This is a genomic window from Moraxella sp. CTOTU49803, from assembly GCF_032097965.1.
GTDB classification, from domain to species: domain Bacteria; phylum Pseudomonadota; class Gammaproteobacteria; order Pseudomonadales; family Moraxellaceae; genus Faucicola; species Faucicola tetraodonis.
This window is the reverse complement of sequence record NZ_DAMCJP010000002.1, coordinates 1-18,140: the sequence shown is the minus strand read 5'-3', so window position 1 is coordinate 18,140 and position 18,140 is coordinate 1. Positions and strand designations below refer to the sequence as shown.

Genomic DNA, 18,140 nt, shown 5'->3' with positions numbered 1-18,140 from the left:
TTCCTTTATTGATGCTTGGTGGATTCTACAAGCAACTCATTTCCAATGACATCCACGACAATGGCTCTATCGCCAACTGCCAGCGGTGCGCTTTGGTAGCTACGACACACCCATTCATCCGCCCCAAAAATTGGTACACTAAAACGAATCTTGCCCAATTTATCTGCTTGCGGACTTTGAACAATCATGCCTGTTTCCCCAATGATAACCCCCGAACCCAATCCTGCTGTGGTACGATTTTGCATATACGGCTTGATAAATTTAAAACCAATGATAGTAAAAATCACCGACAGCATCAGCCATACCATCAGCCAAAAAAACCAGCTAAACGGTAATAACCATGACAAAGCGGCCACCACAATCGCCGCCACACCAATCGATAAACTCACAAAACTGGTCAAGAATAGTTCAAGAATAATCAGCACTAACCCCAAAATCAGCCAGTGCCAAGGCTCAATTAGCATATCCCCACCTTGATTTTTAGTATACCAAACCCATTATGCAAGATTATGAATTTAAAAACAAATGCCGTTATTTACCCGCCATCTTTGTCAGATTATGCACTCTCATCGGCTATTAACTGCTTGACCTCGCAGACCGCTAACTGTGGTTAATGATTGCACAAAGATGCGTTTTTTCCTATAGTGGTCAATGACCCTTTCATCTCTAGAGTCCCAAAAAATACGATGAGCCTTGATGCCCTCAAACTGAGTAACCAATTATGTTTTCCTATTTATTCACTGTCAAAAAGTATCATTAACCACTATCGTCCCCTGCTAAAAGCCTTGGATTTGACCTATCCACAGTACCTTGTCATGTTGGTGCTATGGGAAAAAAGTCCACAAACTGTCGGCTCATTGGGCGATTTCTTAGACCTTGATACTGGCACCCTGACGCCTTTATTAAAGCGTCTTGAAGCCAAAGGCTTTGTGCATCGTGAGCGTGCCACCCAAGACGAACGGGTGGTACAAATATCGCTCACTGCCAAAGGGGATGCCCTAAAAGTTCAAGCTGCGTCCATTCCTAGTGCTATGTTAGCTGCCATGCAGTTAGATGACGAAGCAATAGATCTGCTACAACGAGTAGCACAGAAACTCTGCTCGACTCATACAGAGGTGTGTACCTACAATCTATCACCCAAAAACCATTAAACAAATTTTTAGCCTTAAGCGCTATCTGCTTAAGTCTTATCTATTATCATGCGTCTTGTTAGGGTATCGTTAGATTTAGCATTTTTAGTCATTTGTTATTAGTTTGTATACAGCGTGTGAGAATTTGATTACATTGTCTAGGCACTGAAAATTATATTGTGTAAAATATAATTTTTTAAAACCTAAATACTGTGGCGAATGTTATAACGCTTATCGCCGATTTTTTTCATTCACGCAAGTTAATTATTCAAAAAAAGGTACTCTTATGAAAATTTTTTATAAAACCCCAACTGCTACCTCAACAGGCGGCCGCTCAGGTCACGTTGCACTAGAAGATGGTTCACTGGGCTTTGATTTACAATCCCCTGAGCAAAATAGCACAGGCGTCAACCCAGAAAAATTATTTGCCATGGGTTATGCGGCTTGTTTTGACAATGCGTTGACTCATGTAGCACAGCGTATGAAGCTAGAAGGCGTCAGCTCAAAAACCTCAGCAGTGGTTGGGCTTGGCATGAATACCCAAGGCGGTTATGCGCTTGACATCGATTTGTATATTGAACTTAGTGGCGTCAGCGAAGAACAAGCGAAAGACTTGGTTGAAACGACGGACAAAGTCTGCCCGTATTCTAATGCCGTGCGTGGCAATGTTGACGTACGCCTTCATACCAAGGTCGTGGCATAATCAATTTAACATAATTTCCATTGCAAGCAGCGTGCTCAAATGTCAAAGACCAATTTGGGCACATTCACCGTTTTGTTGAGCAAGTTGAAAGCCTTTCAAGCGTTCTAACAGCCAATGACAAAATTGGTAACAACGAGCTTTCTATAGCTTTGTTTAAAGGCTCGGACAATAACTTTTATCGCTCTACTATTATCGTTATAGTTTTATCACTAGATTAGGAATATTTCATGTCACTGATTGAAAATTTACAATGGCGCCATGCCGTCAAAGCCTTTGACCCAAACCAAAGCGTGAGTCAAGAAAATATCGACAAAATCATCGAAGCCGCCCGACTGGCGCCCACCTCATCAGGATTGCAGCCCTTTAAAGTTATCGTGGTCAAAAACCAAGCTATCAAAGAACAGCTAGTGGCGGGTGCGCTCAATCCTGACTGCATGAAAGAATGTTCTCACGTGCTTGTTTTTGCAGGTTGGCAGGATTATAGCGCCGAAAAAATTGATAACGTATATGACATGACCACAGATGAGCGTGGCTTGCCTAGAGGGCGTTTTGATAGCTATACTTCCATGCTCAAAGCAAGTGTGGCCAAAAAAAGCGCAGACGAAAACTTTGAACATATCGCTCGCCAAGCTTACATTGGCTTGGGACTTGCATTGGCACAAGCAGCAGAGCTTAAAGTAGACAGTTGCCCTGCCGAAGGCTTTGACCCTAAGCTGATTGACGAAGTATTAGGTTTAGAGAAATTGGGGCTAAAAAGTATCGTAATCATGTACGTGGGTGTTTCAGATCCAGCACGTGATTGGATTGCGCCTATGGCAAAAGTACGCGTAGCCACTGAAGATTTTGTGATTGAATACAATTAATTCATTAGCTAGCAAAAAAACCGCTAAGAAAAACCCTCTAAATCGCTTATTTAGAGGGTTTTTTATATCTACAATGGGCAAGTGATATTGGTTAAAGCAATTTGTACGGGGATAAGCTTTATGAAGAACGGATTTTTTAACAATCATAGTTATTGACAGCGAACCGGTAGATTGACAATACCCACCACCGGTACACCATTTTTGGTAAAGGGGTTAAATTTGCCGCTCTTAGCCTGCATAGACAGTTGTCTATCGACTCTGACATTGCCGGTCGATTTGGCTAAGGTGACGCTGGTTGGATTGCCTTGTTTGTCCACCGTATAGCGAATAATCGCTGTTAATGCGCCGTTTTCCAGATCTTCACTATGACAGCTAAAACTAGGTTGCCGTCGCCAACTTGCTTGCCCTGCCGAAAAGCTCACAGGTGAATTATTTTGCGCTTGCTGGGCTTCTTTATCCTTATCGGCTTGTTGTTGTTTTGCCTTTTCGGCTTTCGCCCTAGCTTCATCCGCTTGTCTGGCTTTGGCATCAGCTAGCGCTTTTTGACGATCTATTTCTGCTTGTTTGCGCTCACGCTCTTGTTGTTCAATTAATTGGTTGTCCAACGCTTTTTGCCGTGCAAGCGCTTGTTGGCGTTCCAATTCTTGTTGCCGTTCCAATTCTTGTTGTTGTTTTAAGTCTTGCTGTCTGGCAAGTGCTTGTTGGCGCTCAAATTGTTGTTTTTGCGCTTTTTCGGCTCGCTCATTGGCGAGGGCTAGTTGCCTTGCCATGACAATGTCTTGGTCAACTTGTGGCGGCTTGACGATAGTTTTTTCAGCTGGTTTCGACGGTTCGGGTAATGGTTTAATCGGTTGTTCTACAGGTTTCTTAGCCATCGGTTTTTCGACTGTTTTCTCGATAGGCTTGCTGATGGGTTTTTCTATCGGCTTTTCTTTTGGTTTTTCTGCTATTTTTTCTATGGGCTTTTCTGTTGGCTTTTCGACGGGTTTAGGTAGTTGTTTTATCGGTTTTGGCTCGGCTGTTACCGTCATCTCTTCAGCCTTGTCTGCCGCAGGTGGTGGCGCGATAAAGCTAATTTCTAACGGTGGCGTGACGTTGGGCGGTTTGATATCAGGCGTTGCCATATTTGCCAAGCTAATCGCTACGATACCATGTAAGCTCAATACACCAATCAGTGCCAACGTGCCCGACTTTTTATCGACTATGCTGCTAATATCGTTTGAGAAATGGGCTGGACTAAAGTTAGCGTGACGTTGGATAGACATAGTTATAGCGCTGTATGTTTAGGGAAACTTTTGAAATCGCTGTATTATAGTGTGAATGATAATCGTTATCAATATCTTAAATGATATTAATTCTTATTTATAAAAATTAATGATAATTATTATCATCAGTGCTATGATTTGCTATTTTAAAACTTTGACCCGGGTCAACTCATGCTAATCACCCAATCGCTTACCGTCATGCGCCAACAAAAAACCCTTTTACACAACATCAATGTCACCATTGAGAGGGGAAAAATCTATGCCTTAATTGGGCATAACGGTTCGGGCAAATCGACATTGATTAAAGCTTTGGCAGGGGAAACCACCCCCACTAGCGGACAGATTTTATTACAGGATTTGCCTGACAAATCAATCTTTGATTTACCGCCAAAAACCCTCGCCCAACAAGTCGCCTATTTACCGCAAAAATTGCCTGATGCCAGTCAATTTACCGTTGCCGAACTGGTGATGTTAGGGCGATACCCTTACCAAAAATGGCTACAAAAGCCTACGCCACAAGACCATACTAAGGTGCGTGAAGCAATGGCGCTGACCCAAGTCACGCCGTTTGCCGAGCAATCAGTGGCAACGCTATCCGGAGGGGAGCGCGCCAGGGCATGGCTTGCCATGTGTATCGCCCAAGATACGCCCTATTTGCTACTTGATGAACCACTTGCCCCGCTCGATATCGTCTATCAAGTTGAAATACTGCGTCTCATCCGTGATTTGGCACGGCAGAAAAACAAGGCGATTGTGATTATTATTCACGATATTAATCTTGCGGCACAGTTTTGTGATGAGTTTATTGCGTTAAAAAATGGCAAGCTTTGTCATGTGGGTGATATCGCCAGTACTATGCAACCGCAAGTGCTTGACCAGATTTTTGGTATCAATTTGCATTTATTAAGTCACCCAGTCACCGGAAATAAAGTGGCGGTGGTGTGATGAGAGCTTTTTGCTTGCTGATTGTTTTGTTTTTTTTGACAGCTTGCCAGCCTCAGGGGGCTTTAAAGCTTGAAGCACCGCCCGCAGAGGCTCACAGCGTCAAAGTCATCACCCCTGATTGGGCGGTGGCTTCGACACTCACCGCCCTAGGCTATCCACCGATTGCCACAGGCGATACCAAAAGCTACCGTGAATGGGTGGGTACACCCTCGCTGCCAAGTGATATTATCGATATTGGGGAACGATTCACCCCAAACTTTGAACGGCTTGCCCAACTCACCTCACCTTCTAACAATATTGTGATTATTGATAATGATTTTTATGCCCACCTAAGACCTGCTTACGGCAACACACCCCATCAGTCGGTAAGTTTTATGTCAAAAAACGCGATAGCAACTTGGGAGGACTATGCTGAACCGACTCTTCAGCTGGGTGAAATTATTCATCAGCCGCAACGCGCTCAGCAATTTTTAATGCAGTCAAAAAAACAGCTTGGCGAGCTTGGTGCGACATTTCGCCAAAAGCATCCCCACATCAAAAAAATTGCGGTGGTGCAGTTTGCCGATAGCAATAATTTGCGGATTTATACCAACAATAGCCTGTTTCGACCGACATTTGAGGTGATGGGGTTAAATTTGATTACCCTTGAAGATCAGATGGGTAAAGGCAATCTTTGGGGATTTAATTCGCTGGCATTGGGTGATTTGGCAAAACTTGATGACGATACCTGTTTGGTAGTGGTTGAGCCGTTTAGTCCTATGCTACGTCAAGAATTAGCCAAAAATTTGCTGTGGCAACGGCTAGGCTATGGCGCAAGTGCTAACAGTAACCGCTGTATGGCAGTATTACCGCCGATTTGGCTGTATGGCGGCGTGTCTTCTATGGTGGTATTTGGCGAGCGATTAAATCAGGCTCATTGGTTAGGGGGCAAGGCGAATGGGTAATAAAACTAGGCTACAACATAACCAGCGAGATAATCAGCGAATTATCAAACCCTTTAATTCCCCTGCCCTTTGGCTTTTTAGTGGCTTATTGTCGCTGGTTTTAATGACCACGGCTTTAGTCCTTAAAACCACTTGGCATGATGCCTTGGGGTTATTATTTGCCCGTTCACAGTCGCTAACCTTAGCGCAAATGGTGGCGCAGTTACAAATTTTGCCGACTATGTTAGTGGCGATATTTGCCGGGGGATTACTGGGCGTAGTCAGTGTCTTGCTACAGCAATTGGTCAAAAATACCCTTGCTTCAGATAGTACGCTTGCGGTAGGGACAGGGGCACAATTGGCTTTATTAATTGTGACGCTGTTTTTTCCCAGTTTTGGCTTGTATGGTAGCTTTTGGGTGGCATTTGTTGGCGCATTGCTGAGTATGGGCTTGGTGTTTGCAATTGCTGCCAACAGTCGTATGAATCCTGTGGTGCTCATTTTGGGTGGTTTGGTGGTCAATATTTTGTTTTCTGCTATATCCTCACTGTTGATGATTTTTTTCTCAGAAAGGGTAATGGGCGTTATGGCATGGGAAAGCGGTAACTTAACCCAAACCAGTTGGCAAAACAGCCAGTTTTTTGTGCTAATAAGCCTAATCTTGCCCGTTATCTTGTTGTTTTTGGTCAAACCTTTAACCATCATGAGCCTTGATGAACGCCAAGCCAAAGCCTTGGGCGTGCCTGTGGCTGCCGTGCGTATGCTGGTAGTAACCCTTGTTGCGGTCGTCACGGCAAGCGTGGTAAGCCGCGTGGGCGTTTTAAGTTTTATCGGTTTGGCTGCGGCAAGTGTCGTTAATGTAGTAGCGATTCGCCCGATTGGGCAACGCTTAATGGCAGGATTTGCCTTTGGGGCGATGTTGTTATGGCTGACCAATAACATTGTGACGCTGCTGTCACCCTGGTTCAAACCATTACTTAATATAACGCTGCCTGTGGGGTCGGTCACAGGGATATTAGGTGCCGGGTTGATTATTTGGTTGGTCATTCGACAAAGTAAACAACCCATGATTGCCGAACAAAGCCCTAGCCTATTGGTCGTCAAACGCCGATATTTTGGTGGCGGTTTTTGGGCGGTTTCGGTAGGGTTGTTGCTGCTTGTGACGGTAGGTGTATTACATATTTCCCCTAATGCAATGGGCAGTTTTGGGTGGCATACCGAGGCAAGTTTTATCGAGAATTTTCGTCTGCCGCGTACCTTATCGGCAATGGCAACAGGTGTCATGCTGGCTACGGCAGGGGTGCTATTACAAAACTTGACGCGCAATCCGATGGCAAGTCCTGAAGTGATGGGCATCAGTTCAGGTGCGGCATTGGGAGTGGTATTGGTGTTCGTGTTCAGTCCAGTGATATTAGGCACACTGGGACTGGCAACCGATTCTTTTTGGGCATTGGGATTGCCGTTATTGGGTGGGCTGTTAGGTGCGGGTTTGGTGTTACTGTTGGTTTTGTGGCTTGCTCGTCGGCTATCCTCCAGTTATTTGTTACTCGTGGGTGTGGCGATTTCTGCATTGATGGGTGGCATTTTAACTTTAATCAAACTGTCAGGCGACCCTCGCTTACAAGCGATGCTCAATTGGCTATCAGGTACAACATACCATGCTTATCCTGTGACGGCGTGGGCATTAATGGTCATTGGTATTGTGTTATTTTTGCTCAGTTTTTTGCTACTAAAGCCGCTTAGGGTGATTAGCCTAGATGAAACGATGGCTCGCAGTTTGGGCGTATCAGTAAAACGTAGCGAAATACTGATTTTTAGTCTTGTAGCAGTGTTAAGCACTGTTTCGACACTGGCGGTTGGACCGCTAAGTTTTATTGGGTTAATGACGCCGCATTTAGCCAAGACACTTGGGGCTGTGCAGTTACCCCACCAATTAGCCTTATCAGCGCTACTGGGCGCAGGACTGATGTTGATTGCTGATTGGGTGGGACGTTATGCGATTTTTCCCTATGAAATACCTGCTGGCACAATCGCTTCCATCATAGGCGGCTTATATTTTTTATGGTTGATGAAAGGTATGAAAAATTAAAAACATAACTTCTTTGGTTACGCTATCATTACTTATTGTAAATAGAAATAATAATTGTTATCATTCGCAAAAATGTTTTATCTATTGTCTTTTGAGTGATTGAATATGCGTTTATCCCTATTATCTTTAGCCGTGCGTTCGTCTTTGGCAGCGAGTACGATTGGCTTATTATCAACCGCGGCGATGGCAGAAGAATCCAATACCACGGATGCTGCCACAGAAACCCTACTCGATGAAATCGTGGTCACTGCAAGTGCGGATGCGTCAAAAACTGGTTTGCCGCCCGCCTATCAAGGTGGGCAAGTCGCCACCGGTAGCCGTATCGGTATTTTGGGTAATAAATCGACCATGGAAACGCCTTTTTCGACCACAGCCTATACCAATGACTTTATTTTAAATAAACAAGCGGATTCTGTTGGCGATATCCTAAAAAAAGATTCAACGGTGCGTGTGGCTCGTGGCTTTGGTAACTTTCAAGAAGCCTATCTGATTCGCGGATTTGTCACCAACTCTGACGATACCATGATGAATGGCTTATACGGCATTATGCCCCGCCAATCTATCGCAAGCGAGCTATTTGAGCGGGTCGAAGTACAACGTGGCGCGAGTACCTTCCTAAATGGCATGGCACCCGGGGGAAGTAATAAAGGGGGCACAGTGAATTTGCTGCCAAAGCGAGCCACTCAAACGCCGATTCGTAAAGTCACTATCAGCAGCGAAAATGCCGAAAACGGTAAAATTGCCCTAGACGTGGGACAACGGTTTGGCGCAAATCAAGCGTACGGTGTGCGTGCCAATGTCGCCTATCAAGACGGCGGTACAGCAGTCGATGATGAAAAAGCCAAATTGGGTTTGGTCGGTTTGGGCTTAGATTATCGCCAAGATAACATGCGGTTATCGGCAGATTTGGGCTATCAAAATAACGAACTGCAAAAAACACGCACCAATGTCACCTTGTCAGGTTTGACCCGTGTACCCAATGCCGCTGATGCCAAAAGCAACTGGTCGCAACCGTGGAGTTATTCAAATGAAAAAGATGTGTTTGGCACATTACGGGCTGAATATGACCTTAGCCCAAATTTGACTGCGTATGGCGCGTATGGCTTTCGTCATGGCGAAGAAGAGAACTCGCTCGCTAACTTGACGGTCACCAATTTAAATGGCGATGGCACCACCTACCGCTTTGACAATGCCCGTGAGGATGACATTAACACAGGCGAAATCGGTATCCGTGGCAAACTGACCTCAGGCAAAATCAACCATAACTGGGTAGTGTCTGGCAATATCTATAAAGCACAGATAAAAGCACCTTATCAATTTGATTGGCAAAACACGCTGACGACCAATTTATATCACCCAACCTCGTACGCCAAACCCAGCTGGTCAGCGGCGGCGTTGGCAGGTGGCGATATCGACCATCCTACCAAGACAGGCGAAACCACGCTCACCAGTGTGGCATTGGCAGACACCCTAGCCTTCATGGATGATAAACTTCAAGTGACCTTGGGGGCAAGACACCAAACCATTGAAGATGAAAGTTTTGACCCCACCACCCAAGCCAGTAATGGCAAATATAAAGAAAGTAAAACCACGCCTGCGTTTGCCCTATTATATCGCCCAACCGATGAATGGTCAGTCTTTGCTAACTATATGCAAAGCCTCAGCAAAGGCGAAACTGCCCCACTCACTACCACCCTCGATGGCGTAACAACTGAGCTGACCAATGCAGGTCAAGCCATGTCACCGTACGTCACCAAACAAAGCGAAATCGGCGTGAAATACGACCGCGGCGTTATCGGTGCAGGTCTCACCGCTTTTCAAACCAACAAGCCGCGTTATACTACCGTTGATACTACCTTTGAAGCGCACGGCAAAAACCAACATAAAGGCGTTGAGCTCAATGTATATGGACAACCCACCGCCAATATGCGAGTGCTAGGCGGCGTGACCTTCCTTGATACCCAACAAAAAGACACCGGTAGCGATGCCACTGAAGGGAAGCAAGTTATCGGTGCAGCAAAACACCTGTTGAACCTAGGGCTAGAGTATGACTTACCCCAAGTAGACGGCTTAACCTTAACAGGCGATGTCATCCATACCGGCAAACGTTACGCCAATGATGCCAACACCCTAAAAGTCGATGGCTACACCACTGTGGATTTGGGCGCAAGATATAAAACCCAACTTGCTGGTAAAGCAGTCACGCTCAAAGGGGTGATTGCTAACGTCACCGACAAAGACTACTGGTCATCGGTGGGCGGTTATGAAAATACGGCAGGTGACAACGGTGCAGGCTATCTTACCTTAGGTGAGCCACGCACATTGAAGCTGTCAGCGACCTTTGATTTTTAATTTTACCCATTGTTAACGTTTGCCATCGGATGAAGCTTGCTTTGTCCGATTTTTATTTGAGACTGGCTAAAAAATAAAAGCTAAACAGGAAATACATGTTCCCTACTACCATGCCCCTTATGACCCTTATCTGGCAACAGCATCGTATTGCCTTTATCAAAGTCATCTTGCTCAATCTGCTTAATGCCTTGGTGAATGTCGCCATTATCGCCTTTATTAACCGTTTTTTAATCACAGCAGTCGGCACTGATAATCCCCTCTTAGGCAGTTGGCAGATATTAGCGGTATTTTTGGTAGCGATTATGGGTTTATTAGCGACAACGTTTATGTCACAGCTTGCCTTGACTAAGTTAGGGCATCGCTTTGTGTTTGAATTACGTTCGCAACTGATAAAACGTATCTTAGACACTTCAATTGCCCAAGTTGAAAAAATCGGTAGTGCCAAGCTGTTAGCCAGCTTAACTACCGATGTGCAGTCGATTACCGTGGCATTTGTACGCTTGCCTGAGCTGGTGCAAGGGGTGATTATCTGCACAGCGACCGCGGTTTATTTGGGGTTTTTATCCGTGCCAATGCTGCTTGTGGTCATGGGGTGTATTACGCTGACCATTTTTATCAGCAGTAAACTCGTTGGCCATGTGTATGCCCATTTAGCCACATTACGAGAAATCAATGATGCACTGTATCAAGATTATCAAGCGGTGATTGATGGACGAAAAGAACTTGCCTTAAATCGTGAACGTGCCAAACGTCTATTTACCAATGATTATCAACGCCACGCAAGCGACTATTTCAACCATATTGTCAAAGCAGATACTTTTCATTTATCAGCCGTAAGCTGGTCAAATATTATGATGTTTGCCGTAATTGGGGTGATTTATGCCCTAGCCAATATTTATCACTGGGTAGATACCGCCACCGCTACTACGTTTGCCCTCACCGTATTATTTATCCAGTCGCCTTTACTGATGGCGATTGGGGCATTTCCCACCGTGCAAACGGCTAAAGTTGCCTTGGAAAAAATACAGTCATTACAGCTTGCCGACTATAGCCCAGATTTTGATACCCAAATTTTAACCCCAAATTGGCAAGTCATTACTTTTAAAAATATAAATTATCACTATGACAATAGCGCAAATTTTGGCTTAAAGCATATCAACTTTACGTTAAAACGCGGCGAAGTGGTGTTCTTAATTGGCGCCAATGGTAGCGGAAAATCCACACTTGCCAAGCTCATCACAGGGTTATATCAGCCTAAATTTGCGGAAAACACCGGTATTTTTATCGATAACCAGCCTGTCGCCTCAGAACATTACCCCCATTATCGCCAGTTATTTTCAGCGATTTATAGCGATTTTTATCTGTTTAAAACTGTGATGGGAAGCGCGCAAAATACGCCCAATGCCGAGTTAATCGATAATTGGCTAGATATTTTAGCCATCAAAGAAAAAGTCAGCGTCACCGATAACCAACTTAGCGCCACCGAACTTTCGCAGGGGCAGCGCAAACGCCTTGCCATGCTGCTTGCTGTCGCCGAAGAAAAGTCTATTTTACTGCTTGATGAATGGGCTGCCGACCAAGACCCTGCCTATCGCCGTGTGTTTTATCACACTATTATTCCCATGTTGCAAAAAATGGGCAAAACGCTGTTTATTATCAGTCATGATGACAGCTATTTTGAAAAGGCGGATAGATTGTTGATGATGAAAAATGGCGAACTCAGCGAGCTGACCGGTTTGCAACGCGAAAAAGCCAGTCTAGATGCCATTACAGTGATTGGTGAGCATTAAGAATCTATACGACCTGCCCTAAAACCTCGTAAAAGCGGATTAAATATAATTGCAAATGAGAATAATTATTGTTATTATTTTCATTACTTTTAACATACTGTAAATTTCTGTAATTATTTATTAGGGCGGGGTCACTTATGCGTTTATCTTTTTTATCAGTAGCAATACGGGCTAGTTTGGCGGTGGGTATTAGTCATATTTTTACCAGTCAAGTGCTGGCAGACGTTGCGACCAATAGCGAAGATGCACCAGAAACCACATTAGATACCTTGGTCATTCGTAGTGATGCTTACCGCACTACCGCTACCAAGACCGCCCTTGACCCCGAAAAAACCCCCATGAGTTATTCTCGTATCGAGCAAGAGACATTGCAGCAACGCCAAGCAGACAGTGTGGCGAGTGCACTGCGTTATGAGCCAGGTGTCAGTAGCGAAAGTCGTGGGACGGTTGGCATCTTTGACGAATATACCCTGCGTGGTTTTAAGAATTATTCCAACTTTTATGACGGGATGCGGCTGCCGTATGATGGAACTTGGAATTTAATGCCCCAAGTCGATGCCTATGCTACCGAAGCCGTGGAAGTACTCAAGGGACCTGCTTCGTCACTGTACGGCTATAATGAACCGGGCGGCATGGTCAATCAAATCGCCAAAACCCCAAAAAACACCCCCGAAAACGAAATTAGACTACGGGCGGGCACCAATAATCTTAAAGAAATCGCCATTGACAGCACAGGTCCTATTAACGATACCACCAATTATCGCATGGTGGCATTAGCCCGTGAAAAAGACGGACAAATGCAAACGACCGAAGAAAAACGGGTGCTGCTCAATCCCTCTATCGAATACAAACCGAGCAACAATATCTCGGTGCTTGCCAATTTGTATTATCAAGATGACCCTCATCAAGTCCCTTCTACCCCACTACCAAGCGTTGGCACAGTGTATAAAGCCAGTTATGGTAAGTTAGACTCGGATGCCTACGCCGGCGATAAATGGAATGATTTTAGTAAAAAAGTCTTTATGCCAAGCGAGACCATCAACTGGAAAATCAATGATTTATTAACCTTTAAACATACCTTGCGTTATACCGATGCCGACGCCCAACAAAAAAACACCTACCATCAAGGCTTTAGCGAAGGCTCAGACAGCAAGCTTATACGCACCGCCTACACGACCGATGAGAAAATGACCAACTGGGCAACCGATAACCAATTGGCTTATAATCTGATTACCGATAATACCTCGCACAATTTGCTATTGGGTGTGGACTATCAAAAAACTGATAGCACCGCTAAGTACGCAGATGCCATGTACAATGGCATACCCATCATCGATTTAAGCGATCCTGATTATGATTTATTTAGCAAAACTGCCCTTAGTTTGACAGGCTATCAACAAACTGATGATATTGAGCAAAGTCAATTCGGCGTTTATCTACAAGATGAAATGCAATGGAACAAGCTCACTGTGGTCGCAGGGTTACGCCATGATGACTATAAAAGCACCACCAAAACCACTGCCACAGGTAGCGATACAAAAACCACCGTCAACGAAGCCAACCAAACATCTGGGCGATTGTCAGCCCTGTATCAACTTGACAATGGGTTTGCTCCCTATGTCAGCTACGCTCAGTCATTTCAACCCGTGTTAGGCGTCAACTATATTACAGGTGAAGCATTTAAGCCCACCACCGCCAATCAAGTTGAAGTCGGCATAAAATACAGCTCAGCGGATAAAGCCACCAAAGCCACGCTGTCTGCCTACGATATCACGCGCAAAAATGACAAGGTCACTGCCATCGACTGGACCAAACAAACCCAAACAGGTGAAACCACATCAAAAGGTTTTGAAATTTCTGCCGATCATCGTTTCAATGATTGGTTAAATGTGGGTGTCGGCTATGGTTATGTCGATGCCGAAATCACCAAGGATGAGTTTAATCCGCAACTGGTCGGCAATACCCCGCAACAAATTGCCAAGCACAACGCCACACTGTGGGCAAGTATGAAACCCAACGCCAAAACCGCGGTGCAAGTGGGTGTGCGCCACATCGCTGGGATGCAGATTGATAGAGAAAACTCAGATACTTTGCCAAGCGTCACCTTGGTGGATTTGGCTGGTAATTATCAAATTAACCCCACGTTCGATGTGGGCTTAACGGTCAGTAACTTGTTTGACAAAACCTACGTGGGTAGTTGTTATGACCGCAACAATTGCTGGATGGGCGCAGAGCGACAAGCCAGTGTTAGCTTAACAGCGAAGTTTTAATCAGGTTCATAAATCTAAACAAAGGACTTGTTACCCCAAGTCCTTTCCTTATCGCCCTTTAACAAAAATTACATTCTATGCACCCAGAAAATCTGACTTTATTTGATGACCCCGAAATTGCCGACATCATCGATCACATCAACGAAGACCACAGTGATGATATGAAGCACATGGCGTTAGGCTTGCTAAACTTAACCAAGTTTCAGCAAAAAACCTTAAAAAATGCGACCTTGCGCCAAATCTATCAACAAGGCTTACTGTTGGATTTGCAATTTGCGCAAAACGAGCCGCACTTAGACAATCAGCTTTTGGCATTTAATGAGCCGACCCAAACCCTTGAAAAATTCAACGACCAATATGTCGCCTTATTGCAGCGCAGTGACCGCAAACAAGGTAAAAAAACCATTGACATCAAGCAGCGTCAATTTTGTCTGCAAACCGTTGAAGCGGTCAGTCACCATATGTATCGTTTGACAGTGCAAACAGATAGCGATTTATCCGATTTACCGGCAGGTTATGCGTTTTTGTTTGATGTCAAACTGCCCGACACCGACCTAAAAAAACACCCCCGCCCCTACCGCTATTATACGCTTCGTAAGGCATGGCAAACTGTGAATGAAAACGGTGAAACGCAAAACCTTGCTTGGATAGATATCTATTGTCATGGAGAAAAAAACGGCGAAATCAGTCTTGGCGAAACCTGGGTAAAATCGTTAAAAACAGGCGATGTTTTTACCAGTGAGCGAGAATTCCCCGAAAAGATCGACCATCTCGATGTTAATCAGCCACAGGGACAAAGTCTATTAATCGCTGATGAAACCTCACTGCCGACCGTAGCCAGACTGTTAGAGCGGTGGCAAATGAGCGAGCAGACAACACCGCCGATTGTACTGACCTTTTTGCAAAGCCCGCTAGATTTGGCTTATTTAGAAGACGTTTTAGCCCAGTATCCTGCAACGGTGTTGCCAATTGTGGCGAATGATAACCAACTGCCTCATACGCAGATTTTTACGATACTACAAGATTTTTTACAACAACATCCTCACAAAATTGACCACATCTGGGGTGGGCTTGAAGCGACAACAACGAAAAAACTGCGTTTGTTATTGGATGAGTTATTACAGTTAAGTCGAGATAATAGCGTACTTAAGGTGTATTGGCGAGCAAGCTAAGGGTTACCTTGGAATTGGGCAGACTATCAAATGCGTCTTTGGGTGCTTAGTCTTAACAATTGGTTGTTTGCAGGGTCGCTTCAGATTAAGCAGCGGGCGGCGAATTTTATTAGCCCATAGCTATTCATCATTTTGTCACGCAACCTTTCTATGATATTTCACAAATTTATCAATGCTCTTATTTGAGCCTAATTTAGTGAGCGATCATGAACTATAAAAACCATCGTTATAACAACCATCATTATAAGAATACGCAAATCAAGCGCATTTGCCTTACCACATCCATGATTGTAGCAAGCATGTCACTTGTTGCTTGTAATAACAATGATAATGAAAGTAATGACCCTAAACCCCAGCAAATCGCTACCAATACGAACCTTAACTTTACCATTCTTGAAACATCAGATTTGCATAATAATGTCATGAGTTATGATTATTATAAGTTGACAGAAGACAAAAGTTTTGGGCTTGAGCGAACCGCAACGCTTATCGATAACGCTCGTAGTGAATCTGCCAATAATATCTTGCTAGATAACGGTGATACCATTCAAGGTAGTGCTTTAGGCGACTATCAAGCAACAGTGAACCCTGTCAAATGCGACGAAACACTGGGCATTTATAAGGTTATGAATGACCTAAAATATGATGCAGGTACGATTGGTAACCATGAATTTAACTATGGGTTGAACTATCTTAATCAAATTACAGGCAGTCAGTTTAATGTTGATGGCATAACCGCAAGTGCCAGTGCTTGTAAAGGACCTGACTTCCCCTTGGTTTTATCCAATGTCATTAGTTCTCGCAATAATCAGCCGCTGTTTAAGCCGTATAAAATCATTACCAAAACCTTTACGGCAACCACACCAGATGGTAAGACGGTTACCGTACCGCTAAAAATTGGTATCATTGGCTTTACCACACCCGGTATTATGCAATGGGACAAAAAATGGCTAGACGGCAAAGTCACCACCGCCGGTGCGAAAGAAATGGCAGAAAAATACGTGCCACAAATGAAGAATGAAGGTGCAGATGTCATTGTCGCCTTGTCGCATGGTGGTATTGATACCTCACCATACAGCCCAACGATGGAAAACGCCAGTTGGCATCTATCGCAAGTGGCAGGTATTGATGCGATTTTGATGGGACACACACACCAAGTGTTTCCCGATGCTAATAGCAAAGACACCCGCCTAGACCAGGCAGGTATTGATAAAGTTAATGGCTTATTAAACAACGTACCTGCGGTCATGCCAAGTTTTTGGGGCAAAGGGTTAGGGGTCATCAAATTGAATCTAACCTTTGATGGCAAAAAATGGGTCGTCAATAAAAACAATACCAAAGTGGAAGTGCGTACTATCCAAAATGCTGATAAAACTTTTGTAGCAGCCAACCCGCGAGTGGCTCAATTAATTCAAGCAGAACATAATGCCACTATTAATTATGTCAAAACCCCAATCGGTACATCCGATTTCTCAATGACTTCTTACTTTGCTGATGTAGGTGATGTGTCAGCGATTCAAGTGGTCAACCAAGCCCAAGCCAATTATATCAGCGATTATATTAACGCCAATTTGCCACAATATAAAGATATCCCTGTCTTATCAGTAAGTGCCCCATTTAAAAGCGGATTTGCAGGGGGTTCAGATTATACGGATGTTGCTCAAGGCAATATCGCCATTAACAATGCGGCTGATTTGTACCTGTATCCAAATACCGTGTTTGCAGTAAAAATACAAGGCAGTGAGATCAAAAAATGGCTAGAGAATTCCGCCAAACGCTTTAATCAAATAAACCCAAGTCTTACCACACCACAATCGTTAATCAGCACTTTTCCTGGGTATAACTTTGATATGTTTACCTCACCCGATGTGCAATATGAAATTGATGTGACTAAACCTATCGGTAGCCGTATCCAAAACTTAACCTACAAAGGCAAGCCGATTGAAGACAACGCACCATTTATCATCGCAACCAATAACTATCGTGCCTCAGGTCTAAAGGAATACTACAGCATCAATAGTACCAATGTAGTTGAATCCCCTGATGCCAATCGTGATGTCCTGATTAACTACATCAAAGCGGCTAAGAATTTATCATTAACCAATAATGGTAGCAGTCGTAGCTGGCGGTTTGCCAAAGTAAAAACAGCGGGTCCTGTAACCTTTAAATCGAGTGCAAACAAAATTGACTTTGCCCAAAAAGCAGGATTAACCAATATTAGCGTCGTAAATAATGACGACGGTTCAAATAAAGGCTTGGCAGATTATGCGATAGATTTATCAAACTAATCGCCAAAAAACTTGTATTTTATTTATCGTTAAAAAAAGTGTGGTAGTTGCCACACTTTTTCTTTTTCTATTTTATTAAGCTTTAATTTAAAAGGTACAGCAAAAGGTACAGCGGACAAGCTTTGACATGCCACCCTCCTTACGTTTATACCGGATTTTACGACACTTGTGTTTTGTTGTTCGTTTTTCATAAGGGTAGTGTCTCAGGCTTTTCTGTCTCCGACAATACGAAATATAAAACATCTTGAGAAACTACAAAGCAAAAAACACCCCCCTTACTGATGTAAGGGGGGTGTTTTGGAATAGGGAGCTGACGATGACCTACTCTCACATGGGCGAACCACACTACC

13 protein-coding genes are annotated in these 18,140 nt (G+C 44.1%); 11 read left to right on the top strand and 2 right to left on the bottom strand.

Features of this window, described 5'->3' with window-relative positions; all coding sequences use genetic code 11:
* Positions 1–5: 5 nt before the first annotated feature.
* On the bottom strand, positions 6–464 hold the full coding sequence (locus RT422_RS04160; protein ID WP_096488386.1) for an NfeD family protein: 459 nt from the start codon (positions 462–464) through the stop codon (positions 6–8).
* A gap of 222 nt (positions 465–686) precedes the next feature.
* Here RT422_RS04160 and RT422_RS04155 point away from each other — a divergent pair, with 222 nt between their 5' ends.
* The 3 genes from RT422_RS04155 to RT422_RS04145 all read left to right on the top strand — a co-directional run bounded on the left by RT422_RS04155 (position 687) and on the right by RT422_RS04145 (position 2,696).
* The gene (locus RT422_RS04155; protein WP_313421431.1) at positions 687–1,151 is read left to right on the top strand and encodes a MarR family transcriptional regulator; all 465 of its coding nucleotides are present in this window, start codon (positions 687–689) and stop codon (positions 1,149–1,151) included.
* A 265-nt stretch (positions 1,152–1,416) separates the two neighbouring features.
* Positions 1,417–1,833, top strand: coding sequence for an Ohr family peroxiredoxin (locus tag RT422_RS04150; RefSeq protein ID WP_159675786.1), 417 nt, complete (start codon positions 1,417–1,419; stop codon positions 1,831–1,833).
* Between the two features lie 227 nt (positions 1,834–2,060).
* Positions 2,061–2,696, top strand: a complete 636-nt coding sequence (locus RT422_RS04145) for a nitroreductase family protein (RefSeq protein WP_313421430.1) — start codon at positions 2,061–2,063, stop codon at positions 2,694–2,696.
* Positions 2,697–2,845: 149 nt separating this feature from the next.
* On the opposite strand, the gene RT422_RS04140 is transcribed toward RT422_RS04145, so the two are convergent.
* Entirely contained in the window at positions 2,846–3,961 is a 1,116-nt protein-coding gene (locus tag RT422_RS04140; RefSeq protein ID WP_313421429.1) for a TonB family protein, read from the bottom strand.
* A gap of 171 nt (positions 3,962–4,132) precedes the next feature.
* On the opposite strand from RT422_RS04140, the gene RT422_RS04135 reads away from it, so the two are divergent.
* The 8 genes from RT422_RS04135 to RT422_RS04100 all read left to right on the top strand — a co-directional run bounded on the left by RT422_RS04135 (position 4,133) and on the right by RT422_RS04100 (position 17,790).
* Positions 4,133–4,906 (top strand): ABC transporter ATP-binding protein, encoded by a 774-nt coding sequence (locus RT422_RS04135; RefSeq protein WP_313421428.1) that lies wholly within the window; start codon positions 4,133–4,135, stop codon positions 4,904–4,906.
* Positions 4,906–5,850 carry an ABC transporter substrate-binding protein gene (locus RT422_RS04130; RefSeq protein ID WP_313421427.1) on the top strand — a complete coding sequence of 315 codons (945 nt, stop codon included), beginning with the start codon at positions 4,906–4,908 and terminating at the stop codon, positions 5,848–5,850. The genes RT422_RS04135 and RT422_RS04130 overlap by 1 nt, the downstream gene beginning before the upstream one ends.
* The gene (fhuB, locus tag RT422_RS04125; RefSeq protein WP_313421426.1) at positions 5,843–7,918 is read left to right on the top strand and encodes a Fe(3+)-hydroxamate ABC transporter permease FhuB; all 2,076 of its coding nucleotides are present in this window, start codon (positions 5,843–5,845) and stop codon (positions 7,916–7,918) included. The genes RT422_RS04130 and fhuB overlap by 8 nt, the downstream gene beginning before the upstream one ends.
* Positions 7,919–8,023: 105 nt before the next feature.
* The gene (locus tag RT422_RS04120) at positions 8,024–10,270 is read left to right on the top strand and encodes a TonB-dependent receptor (RefSeq protein WP_313421425.1); all 2,247 of its coding nucleotides are present in this window, start codon (positions 8,024–8,026) and stop codon (positions 10,268–10,270) included.
* A gap of 95 nt (positions 10,271–10,365) precedes the next feature.
* Positions 10,366–12,060, top strand: coding sequence for a multidrug ABC transporter permease/ATP-binding protein (locus tag RT422_RS04115; RefSeq protein WP_313421424.1), 1,695 nt, complete (start codon positions 10,366–10,368; stop codon positions 12,058–12,060).
* Positions 12,061–12,197: 137 nt separating this feature from the next.
* Positions 12,198–14,330 carry a TonB-dependent siderophore receptor gene (locus RT422_RS04110; RefSeq protein ID WP_313421423.1) on the top strand — a complete coding sequence of 711 codons (2,133 nt, stop codon included), beginning with the start codon at positions 12,198–12,200 and terminating at the stop codon, positions 14,328–14,330.
* A 77-nt stretch (positions 14,331–14,407) separates the two neighbouring features.
* A complete protein-coding gene (locus RT422_RS04105; protein ID WP_284034504.1) occupies positions 14,408–15,502 on the top strand; it encodes an SIP domain-containing protein in 1,095 nt (364 codons plus the stop codon).
* A gap of 206 nt (positions 15,503–15,708) precedes the next feature.
* The gene (locus RT422_RS04100) at positions 15,709–17,790 is read left to right on the top strand and encodes a bifunctional 2',3'-cyclic-nucleotide 2'-phosphodiesterase/3'-nucleotidase (protein WP_284034503.1); all 2,082 of its coding nucleotides are present in this window, start codon (positions 15,709–15,711) and stop codon (positions 17,788–17,790) included.
* Positions 17,791–18,140: the final 350 nt, after the last annotated feature.

What these genes read in the sequence shown, in the direction of transcription:
- RT422_RS04160 (WP_096488386.1), bottom strand. Translation starts at nt 464, where the DNA reads ATGCTAATTGAGCCTTGGCACTGGCTGATTTTGGGGTTAGTGCTGATT.
- RT422_RS04155 (WP_313421431.1), top strand. Translation starts at nt 687, where the DNA reads ATGAGCCTTGATGCCCTCAAACTGAGTAACCAATTATGTTTTCCTATT.
- RT422_RS04150 (WP_159675786.1), top strand. Translation starts at nt 1,417, where the DNA reads ATGAAAATTTTTTATAAAACCCCAACTGCTACCTCAACAGGCGGCCGC.
- RT422_RS04145 (WP_313421430.1), top strand. Translation starts at nt 2,061, where the DNA reads ATGTCACTGATTGAAAATTTACAATGGCGCCATGCCGTCAAAGCCTTT.
- RT422_RS04140 (WP_313421429.1), bottom strand. Translation starts at nt 3,961, where the DNA reads ATGTCTATCCAACGTCACGCTAACTTTAGTCCAGCCCATTTCTCAAAC.
- RT422_RS04135 (WP_313421428.1), top strand. Translation starts at nt 4,133, where the DNA reads ATGCTAATCACCCAATCGCTTACCGTCATGCGCCAACAAAAAACCCTT.
- RT422_RS04130 (WP_313421427.1), top strand. Translation starts at nt 4,906, where the DNA reads ATGAGAGCTTTTTGCTTGCTGATTGTTTTGTTTTTTTTGACAGCTTGC.
- fhuB (WP_313421426.1), top strand. Translation starts at nt 5,843, where the DNA reads ATGGGTAATAAAACTAGGCTACAACATAACCAGCGAGATAATCAGCGA.
- RT422_RS04120 (WP_313421425.1), top strand. Translation starts at nt 8,024, where the DNA reads ATGCGTTTATCCCTATTATCTTTAGCCGTGCGTTCGTCTTTGGCAGCG.
- RT422_RS04115 (WP_313421424.1), top strand. Translation starts at nt 10,366, where the DNA reads ATGTTCCCTACTACCATGCCCCTTATGACCCTTATCTGGCAACAGCAT.
- RT422_RS04110 (WP_313421423.1), top strand. Translation starts at nt 12,198, where the DNA reads ATGCGTTTATCTTTTTTATCAGTAGCAATACGGGCTAGTTTGGCGGTG.
- RT422_RS04105 (WP_284034504.1), top strand. Translation starts at nt 14,408, where the DNA reads ATGCACCCAGAAAATCTGACTTTATTTGATGACCCCGAAATTGCCGAC.
- RT422_RS04100 (WP_284034503.1), top strand. Translation starts at nt 15,709, where the DNA reads ATGAACTATAAAAACCATCGTTATAACAACCATCATTATAAGAATACG.